This is a genomic window from bacterium (assembly GCA_040753085.1).
Taxonomy (GTDB): Bacteria; UBA9089; JASEGY01; order JASEGY01; family JASEGY01; genus JASEGY01.
The window spans coordinates 1-6,528 of the sequence record JBFMHI010000028.1; the positions used below are offsets into that span (position 1 = coordinate 1).

General features: G+C 46.0%; 5 protein-coding genes. 3 read left to right on the forward strand and 2 right to left on the reverse strand.

The window, feature by feature from the left end; translation table 11 throughout:
* Nucleotides 1–122: 122 nt before the first annotated feature.
* Both AB1797_04975 and thrC read right to left on the reverse strand, forming a co-directional pair.
* Nucleotides 123–1,166 (reverse strand): hypothetical protein, encoded by a 1,044-nt coding sequence (locus AB1797_04975; protein MEW5766966.1) that lies wholly within the window; start codon nucleotides 1,164–1,166, stop codon nucleotides 123–125.
* An 11-nt stretch (nucleotides 1,167–1,177) separates the two neighbouring features.
* Nucleotides 1,178–2,245, reverse strand: a complete 1,068-nt coding sequence (gene thrC / locus AB1797_04980) for a threonine synthase (protein MEW5766967.1) — start codon at nucleotides 2,243–2,245, stop codon at nucleotides 1,178–1,180.
* A 712-nt stretch (nucleotides 2,246–2,957) separates the two neighbouring features.
* On the opposite strand from thrC, the gene asnB reads away from it, so the two are divergent.
* From asnB to AB1797_04995, 3 genes are all read left to right on the forward strand, one after another.
* The gene (asnB, locus tag AB1797_04985) at nucleotides 2,958–4,913 is read left to right on the forward strand and encodes an asparagine synthase (glutamine-hydrolyzing) (protein MEW5766968.1); all 1,956 of its coding nucleotides are present in this window, start codon (nucleotides 2,958–2,960) and stop codon (nucleotides 4,911–4,913) included.
* Between the two features lie 436 nt (nucleotides 4,914–5,349).
* Nucleotides 5,350–6,066: a hypothetical protein gene (locus tag AB1797_04990; protein ID MEW5766969.1), complete on the forward strand. Its 717-nt coding sequence runs from the start codon at nucleotides 5,350–5,352 to the stop codon at nucleotides 6,064–6,066.
* A gap of 10 nt (nucleotides 6,067–6,076) precedes the next feature.
* The coding region (locus AB1797_04995) for a hypothetical protein (GenBank protein ID MEW5766970.1) at nucleotides 6,077–6,528 on the forward strand (452 nt) is incomplete at its 3' end.

Genomic DNA, 6,528 nt, shown 5'->3' on the forward strand with positions numbered 1-6,528 from the left:
TGCGCGCGAGGCCGAACAAGCGGGCGAAGCCCGCCGCGCCGTTCAGCCGACCGCGACGCGGTCGGCTGAACTTGATTTTGAGTAGATACTCCCAACATTCGCCGCTTGAAACTGACTTACCGTCACTGGCACGGCTTGCCAGAGGTAAGAGCTAAGTAGCCATTATAATCGTAGATAGAAATCCCCATAAAGGCCTGGCTTGAAGAACAATAATCGTCAATGATGGAAATAACCTCTTCCAGGTCGTCTTCATTCATGCCTTCTACCGCAAAGGACTGGCCTTCTTCCTGCTCAGCCGAAGAGGAAGAGTAGCAATGAGTGTCAAGCCCAATATAGATAGCCGTTCCACTTACCTGGCCTGAATAATCCAACTCTGACCGGCTTATCTCAATTACTTTATCCGGATCCACCCAATAAGCCAGTAAAACCACTTCATCCAGCAAATCCAGGATATGTTTGTAGAGTTCCTGATCAACTCCATCCCAATCCAAAGTTACCGGAGCGCCATAGTAATCATCCGTCCAGGCAGGAAGAACCCCGCCAAGTCTTATCCCTTCTTTGGCCAGCTTACTTCGACACTCGGACAATAATGTCAGATAATCCGTTAAGAGATATTCCCGCTCATCGGCCTGGTCAGGGCTAAGTCCCAGAGAAGAACGGCCAGGGTAAAATTCAAGTCGGCCGCAAAATCCCTCCGACTTTTTTCCCCCCTGATTGATGGCCTCATAAAATCTTATATTAGTATAAAACAGATTATCAAATCTCTCTGATTCATCCACTTCGGCGTTATATTCGATTACCTTGTTAATGACATCGATTAATAGCTGATGTCCCCACCCATCACAAAGATATTTACGATCCCCTGCCAGAGGATAGACATTAATCCCCGCCGAATGGGCGGTGGAATTAAAGCGGGGTAGTTTGTTTCGATAATTTTCATCTTGAAAAAAATAAGAGGGCGTATAGAGAATGATGCTTCGTATGTTCTTAAAATATCGAAGATTAAGAAAATATAGGAAATCTCCTGAACTGCCGGAGTAATCATAAATAAGTTCAGGGGAACCTTCCACCAGCCACAGTATCCGGGGAGGAGAGTTTGAGCAGCCTCCACAACCTGCCAAGGCGGTGGAGAGTAAAAAAAGGAGAAGGAACAATTTTATATTCATAATCCGCCATCCTAAAAGTCCAACAATTCAGCTATCCTTTCTAACTTAGCCGGAACCACTACGGGTTTCTCCGCTACGGCGATGGCCCTTTCCGGATCCTTCAATCCATGTCCGGTCAGGATACAGACCACTGTTTGGCCTTTGTCTTTAAAATATCCGGCCTTAGACAACTTAATCACTCCGGCTACTGAAGCAGCCGAAGCCGGCTCAACCGCAATACCCTCCAAGGAAGCCAGCGTCTTATAAGCCGAGAGTATCTCTTCATCGGTCACTTTATCGATCAGTCCGCCAGACTCATCCCTGGCCGCTTCCGCCCCCTTCCAACTGGCCGGATTGCCTATCCTTATAGCTGTAGCAATGGTTTTGGGATTAGGGATTATCCTGCCTTCCACAATGGGGGCCGCTCCGGCCGCTTGGAACCCAAGCATTTTAGGAAGCGAATCTATTTTACCTGCTTTTTTATATTCCCGGTAGCCTTTCCAGTAAGCCGTGATATTGCCGGCGTTACCTACTGGAATGGCCTGAAAATCCGGCGAAGCGCCTAAGGCATCACATATCTCAAAGGCCCCTGTCTTCTGACCTTCTATCCGATAGGGGTTGATGGAATTAACTATGGTTACCGGGTAATTCTCACCTATCTCTCGAACCAGGTTAAGGCAATCGTCAAAGTTGCCATCGACGGCAATGACTTTAGCTCCATACATCAGGGCCTGGGCCAGCTTTCCCAGGGCGATGGCTCCTTCGGGGATAAGAACGGCGCAGGATATTTTAGCCTGAGCCGAATAGGCGGCCGCTGAGGCAGAGGTGTTCCCGGTTGAGGCACAGATAACTGCCTTTGCCCCCTCTTCCAACGCCTTGGAGACAGCCATAGTCATCCCGCGGTCCTTAAAGGAAGAAGTGGGATTAAGCCCTTCATATTTAAGGAGGATTCTCAAACTCCCGCCCAGGACCTCTTCCAGATTTTTGGCCTCAATCAGAGGCGTGCCTCCCTCTTTTAAGCTAACCACCGGCGTGTGCTCGGAAACAGGCAGATATTCTCTGTATCTGGCAATAACACCCGGCCAAAGGTTATCCCTCATCGGTCTTTCTCCTTTCTCTTTCCATAAAAAGACTTTTGCAAAATGAGAGTTTTTGCTTCATTTGTCATTCCCGCCCCGTATCAAAGTACGGGGTAAACTCCAGCGGAAATCCATTGAAAATAAATAAGTTTTAGATTCCGCATCAGGTGCGGAATGACAAAAAAGTGGTATTTTGCAGAAGTCTTTTTCAATAAACCGACAGGTTGCTAATATACACTTAGCCACTAAGACACTAAGCGAAAGTTCCTGGGCGGTTTCAGCAGGGTTCGAGGATTTCACTTGAATCTTGGAACCCTTGACCCCTATCTGACTCTATTAACGCTATCCTTTTGCCTTTGATTATAATAGGAACTCAATATTTTGTCAATATTTTTCTCAAGGCATTTGGTAACTACTCAGGCAGATAGGCTGAAGACTGAAGGCTGAAGACTGAAGGCTGAAGACTGAAGTTCAATAGCCTTCAGCCTATTTGCCTGAGTAGTTGCGCACCAGTGCACCGGTTGTCGGTGCTCCGGTGCGGCCAAAGCCGCAAAAAACGGTTGACATTTTAGAAGATATATAGTAGCTTAAGCAAAGAGATATCTTGAAGGCTGAAGGCTGAAGGTGGAAGGCTTTTAGGGATAAGTGTGGTGAGTAGATGATTGAACTTCAGTCTTCAGCCTTCAGTCTTCAGCCTTCAGCCTATCTGCCTGAGTAGTTACAGAGAGATAACATGTGCGGAATTTGCGGAAAGTTAAATTTTGACGGTCAGCCGGTGGATGAAAGTCTCATCCGAAAGATGTGCGCGGCCCTTGAATATCGAGGGCCTGATGATGAGGGAATATATCTCAATGCGGAAGGCGGCATTCAGAAGGCGGAATTCCGCCTTCCGCCTTCTGAATTCCGCATTGGCTTAGGACATCGGCGGCTTTCCATTATTGATCTTGGGGCCGGGCATCAGCCCATGGCCAATGAAGACGGTTCGGTCTGGATCGTTTACAATGGAGAAGTTTATAACTTCCAATCGCTTAGGGAAGATTTAGAGAAAAAGGGACATCGATTCAGGACCCAAAGTGACACCGAGGTCATTATCCATCTTTACGAAGATTATGGTCCTGATTGCGTCAAATATTTAAGGGGCATGTTTGCTTTTGCTATCTGGGACAACCGGAGGCAGCGACTCCTTCTGGCCCGGGATCGTTTAGGGAAGAAACCCCTTATCTATGCCCTTACTACCTCAAGCCTGATCTTTGGCTCCGAAATCAAGACCGTCTTGCAAGACCCCTATATTAAGAGGGAAGTCGATTTAGAGGCCCTCCACCATTACCTCACTTATGGCTATGTTCCAGCCCCCCTTACTATGTTTAAAGGGATAAAAAAGCTCCCCCCGGCCAGTATCTTATTCTGGGAGAAAGGTCGCTTTAAGGTTGAAAGATACTGGAACTTAAATTACCTCCCCAAGCTTCAGCTAAGAGAGGAAGAATGTGTCGAAAGGCTCTTAGGTCTATTAAAGGAAGCTACTAAGCTCAGATTGATCAGCGATGTCCCCCTGGGGGCTTTCTTAAGCGGCGGAATCGATTCTTCAGCCATAGTGGGGATGATGGCCGGTCTTTCGGATAAGCCGGTCAAGACATTCTCTATTGGTTTTGAGGAGGCCTCTTTCAATGAGCTGAAATTTGCCCGCCTTGTGTCTGAACGGTTTGGGACCGACCATTACGAATTTATGGTCAAACCGGAGGCCTTAGAGATTCTGCCTAAATTGATCTGGCATTACAACGAACCCTACGCTGATTCTTCGGCCATTCCTACTTACTATGTCTCCCGTATGACCAGGCAGCATGTTACGGTAGCCTTAACTGGCGATGGGGGTGATGAAGCCTTTGCCGGATACGAAAGGTATCTGGCCAACAGGATAGCTCAAACCTATGAGAAAATCCCCTCTTTTATTCGAGAAAAAGTAATCTTTTCCCTGATCAGTCAACTGCCGGAATCTACCTCCAGAAAGAGCTTTTCTCAAAGGATAAAGCGATTTACCGCGGCTATTTCCGAGCCGCCGCAACGGCGATACATTAGATGGGTTTCCATATTCAACAACCAGCAAAAGCAAGAATTATACTCACCAGAAATGAAAGAAAAGACGGCCCATCTCGACTCGGTTAATTTACTCCTCGATGTCTATCGTCAGGCTAATACAGACAATTTTCTTGACGCCACTATGTTTGTGGATGTGATGACTTATCTGCCTGATGATCTCCTGGTCAAGGTTGACATTGCCTCAATGGCTAATTCCTTAGAGGCCAGGAGCCCTTTTCTGGATCATAAATTGGTAGAATTTGCGGCTTCTTTGCCTCCAAACTTAAAATTGAAAGGGAAGACCACCAAATATATCTTGAAGAATTCGCTAAAGAAATATCTTCCTCGAAACATTCTTTGCCGGGACAAGATGGGCTTTGGGGTGCCTATTGGCCGATGGTTTCGGCAGGAATTAAAAGATTATGCCTACGAGGTTCTTTTAGATGATCGAGCCAAAAACAGAGGGTATTTTGACTCCAATTCAGTTAGAAGAATTCTTGATGAGCATACTTCAGGCCGAATTGATCACCGGCATCGTATCTGGAGCCTCCTGAATTTAGAACTCTGGCACCGAATGTTTATTGACCACAAAGAGGCAGCGTGGTTCCCATGCTGAAGATAACCGCTTTATTTGCACCATGTTATGATCTACCGAGCGGTCGGCGTAAAAAAAGATTAAAGTTTTTCTTGACGAAGGTCGAATAATATGATATAATATATTTAGAATATTTAGAACGTTTGGAAATATGCATAGAAAATTTTCCCTTGACAAAGACAGGTTTAAGTTAATATAATGATTCAGTTGATCTCTCGATACTCGATGCTCGATCTTGGATGCTCGATACTCGATCCTGGATGCTCGATGCTCGATAACTACTCAAAACTAAGTTGAGTAGTTACCCTTGAAGAGGCTGTGTCGTAATGCGAGGACTGCAAGCCGAAGGCGAAACAGGACGGATTGATCCCTCTCTCCCTCACTCCGTTTCGGGCTCGCAATTGACAAGTTTTCAACTCGATTTTGAGTAGATACGATACTCAATACTGGATGCTCGATGCTCGATGCTCGATGCTCGATACTCGATACTCGATACTGGAACAATGGATTCTTTACCAGCATCGAGTATCGAAGATCGAGGATCGAGCATCCAGCATCGAGGATCGAGCATCGAGTATCGAGCATCGAGGATCAGGGGGGTAACACTATGGATTCCAAATTAGCAGAACTACAAGACTCCTTTATTGAAATTGCCGGCCAGATGAGTTCCAGCCTGGGGCTTAACCGGGTAGTGGGACAGTTATACGGGTTGCTCTTTCTCAGTAAGGAGCCTCTTTCCCTTGACCAGATGTCGGACAGGCTGAAGATGAGCAAGGGTAATATAAGCGTCAACATTCGAGAATTAGAAAAGTGGGGAGCAGTCAGGAAGGTCTGGACCAAGGGTTCAAGGAAGGACTTCTACGAAGCTGACTTGGATACATTTAAGATAATTATCAACCAATTAACCATTGGCTTAAAAAGAAGGCTGAGTGAGGTTTTAGTTTCTTTGGAAGGAATCGAGGAATGCCTCCCAAATCCTGGAGGCAGTGAGGCAACTCTCTTTAAGGATAGGTTAATGAAGGCAAAAGAGATGTCTCGGAGAATAGAAGGATTGCTGACCGTGGGGAAAAGTATTTTCTCTGCCAACGCAGACCAACCTTCCCAAAAGCTTCAAGCTTTTAGGAAGGTGGGCAAGCGACTGGTCGAAACGATAAACAATATCCAGGAAAAATAAGGAGGCAGTTATGCAAACAATTTTAACGCCCGAACTTAAATTTGAGATTGTAGAGTTAATAGATGGACGTATCCGAGAAAAACATGTAACTAAGGAGGATTTTACCGAGCTTAAAGATATTGTTAAAGAGCTGGCTGAGGAGCAGAAAGAATTAGCTAAGGCCCAGAAGTGGACAGAAGCAAGAATGGGGGAATTAGCTGAGGCACAGAAACGGACAGAATTGAAGGTAGAAGAGTTAGCTGAGGCACAGAAACGGACAGAATTAAAGGTAGAAGAGTTAGCTGAGGCACAGAAACGGACAGAATTAAAGGTAGAAGAGTTAGCTGAGGCCCAGAGGCGGACAGAATTAAAAATGGAAGAATTAGCTGAGGCCCAGAAACGCACAGAATTAAAGGTAGAAGAGTTAGCTGAGGCCCAGAAACGCACAGAATTAAAGGTAGAAGAGTTAGCTGAGGCCCAGAA